Consider the following 2,329-nt stretch of genomic DNA (forward strand, 5'->3'; position numbering starts at 1 on the left):
CCTCCCGGCACGCCCGCCGCCCGCCGCCGGCGCGGCCCGCGCGAGTGGGCCGTGGACCTGACGCTGTTCCTGTTCGCGGTGCTGTTCGGCCTGCTGGAGATCATCCTGCGGGTGGAGGAGGCCACCGTTCCCGCGCACCCGGAGTGGCTGTTCCCCCTCGACCAGTTGGTGGGCGTGCTGGGGTGCGCCGCACTGTGGCTGCGCCGCCGCTTCCCGGTCCACCTGGCCGTGGTGCTGATCTCGCTGTCCACGTTCTCCGAGCTGGTCGCGGGCGCTCTGCTGGTGTCGATGTTCACGGTCGCGGTACACCGGCCGCCGCCGGTGACCTGGCGGATCTTCCCGCTCAGCCTCGGGGCGACCGTGATCTACATCGTGCTGCGCCCGGAGCCGGACCTCCCCGCCTTCGTGACCATGCTGTTCGGACTGGCCGTACACGGGGCGGCGGTGGGCTGGGGGCTGTACGTCCACCATCGCCGCAGGCTGTTGTGGTCGCTCCAGGACCGCGCGGCGCGCGCGGAGACCGAGGCCCGGTTGCGCGCCGAGCAGGCCCGCCACCATGCCCGCGAGGAGATCGCCAGGGAGATCCACGACGTGCTCGGCCACCGGTTGTCCCTGCTCAGCGTGCACGCGGGCGCGCTGGAGTACCGTCCGGACGCCTCGGCCGAGGACATCGCCCGCGCGGCCAAGGTGATCAGGGAGAGCGCCCACCGGGCGCTACAGGACCTTCGCGAGGTGATCGGGGTGCTGCGCGCGCCCGTGGGCGAGCTGCCGCAGCCGACCCTGGCCGACCTCCTTGCGCTGGTGGCCGAGTCCCGGCGCGCGGGGATGGCGGTGGAAGTGCGCCGCCAGCCGCAGGGGCCGGTGTCCGACGCGGCCGGTCGTACGGCCTACCGGATCGTCCAGGAGGCGCTGACGAACGCGCGCAAGCACGCGCCCGGAGCCGCCGTGGGGGTCGGCGTGACGGGTGAGCCGGGCCAGGGCCTGACCGTGGAGGTGCGCAACACGCCGCCGGACCCGGCTGCGAGGACCACCGCCCCGCCCTCCGCCGGGCAGGGCCTCGCGGGGCTGGCCGAGCGGATCGCGCTGGCCGGCGGCCGGCTGTCACACGGCCCCACCCCCGAGGGCGGCTGGCTGCTGACGGCCTGGCTACCGTGGCCGCCATGACGACACCGGAGCCGGGCACCGTGCGCGTGCTCATCGTGGACGACGACCCACTGGTACGTGCCGGGCTGACGATGATGCTGGGCGGGGCCCCCGACGTCCGCGTGGCCGCCGAGGCGGGCGACGGCGGCGAGGCCGTGGCCATGGCCGACCGGCACCGCCCCGACGTGATCCTCATGGACATCCGGATGCCGGGCATGGACGGCCTGACCGCCACCGAGACCCTGCGGGCGCGCGCGGGGGCGCCGGAGGTCATCGTGCTGACCACGTTCGACGCCGACGAGCACGTCCTTCGGGCACTGCGGACGGGCGCGGCGGGCTTCCTGCTCAAGGACACGCCGCCGGACGAGATCGTCACCGCGATCCGCCAGGTCGCCAGGGGGTATCCGGTGCTCTCGCCCGCCGTGACCCGCCGGCTGATCGCCCGGGTGGCCGAGTCGGGGCAGGACCGCCGCCGCGACCTGGCCCGCGAGCGCCTCGCCCTGCTGAACGCCCGCGAACGCGATGTCGCCGTCGCCGTCGGCCAGGGCCGATCCAACGCCGACATCGCCGCCACGCTGTACCTGAGCGTCCCGACCATCAAGACGCACGTGTCCAACATCTTGGCCAAACTGGGTCTCAACAACCGGGTCCAGATCGCCCTGCTGGCCCACGACGCCGGGCTGCTGGACGACCAGGCGTAGTGCGGTGGCATTTGACACACTGCATCCACATAAAGCGACATATCTCCACTGGATTAATGCGGCGGCACAACTACTGAAAAATGAGGTGACGCCCCTCTGAGACTGATATATCCACATCGGTAATTCCACCGAGAACCGGGCGCCGAATAAGCATGCCTGATTCACCGAAAGTAGTGGCGAAAACACGACCCGCATTCCATACTCGGGGTCATGGCCCCGAGTCTCCCCCTCCTCGCCGCCGCCACCCTCTCGGCCACCCTGCTGACCACCACGGGCCCCGCCGTGCCCGTCCGGACGGCGATGCCCACGACGACCCCGGCCGTCGCGACCGAGCACAGTGCCGCTCCCGGCGCGGCCGAGCGGCGCCGGGTGCTGCGATACTGGACGCCACGGCGAATGGCCGCGGCCGTGCCCGCCGCACCGCTCCCCTCGCTGCGCGCCCCGATCCGGAGACCCACCACCGCACGGCGGGCACGGCCGCGGCC

The 2,329-nt window shown here is 72.9% G+C and carries 2 protein-coding genes and 1 pseudogene; all 3 read left to right on the top strand.

Annotated features, from left to right (window positions below; genetic code table 11):
* Window positions 1–1,164, top strand: a 1,164-nt coding sequence (locus C1I98_RS37945; RefSeq protein ID WP_306461950.1) for a sensor histidine kinase, incomplete at its 5' end; no start/stop codon positions are given.
* Window positions 1,161–1,844, top strand: a complete 684-nt coding sequence (locus tag C1I98_RS37950) for a response regulator (RefSeq protein ID WP_111172064.1) — start codon at window positions 1,161–1,163, stop codon at window positions 1,842–1,844. The genes C1I98_RS37945 and C1I98_RS37950, both read left to right, overlap by 4 nt.
* A gap of 210 nt (window positions 1,845–2,054) precedes the next feature.
* Window positions 2,055–2,329 (top strand): annotated as a pseudogene (locus C1I98_RS43375) (hypothetical protein); the annotation flags it as partial.

The organism is Spongiactinospora gelatinilytica (assembly GCF_003236385.1).
GTDB classification, from domain to species: Bacteria; Actinomycetota; Actinomycetes; order Streptosporangiales; family Streptosporangiaceae; genus Spongiactinospora; species Spongiactinospora gelatinilytica.

Bases quoted from the DNA above. Each gene is read 5' to 3' on its own strand.
- C1I98_RS37950 (WP_111172064.1), top strand. From the start codon at position 1,161: ATGACGACACCGGAGCCGGGCACCGTGCGCGTGCTCATCGTGGACGAC.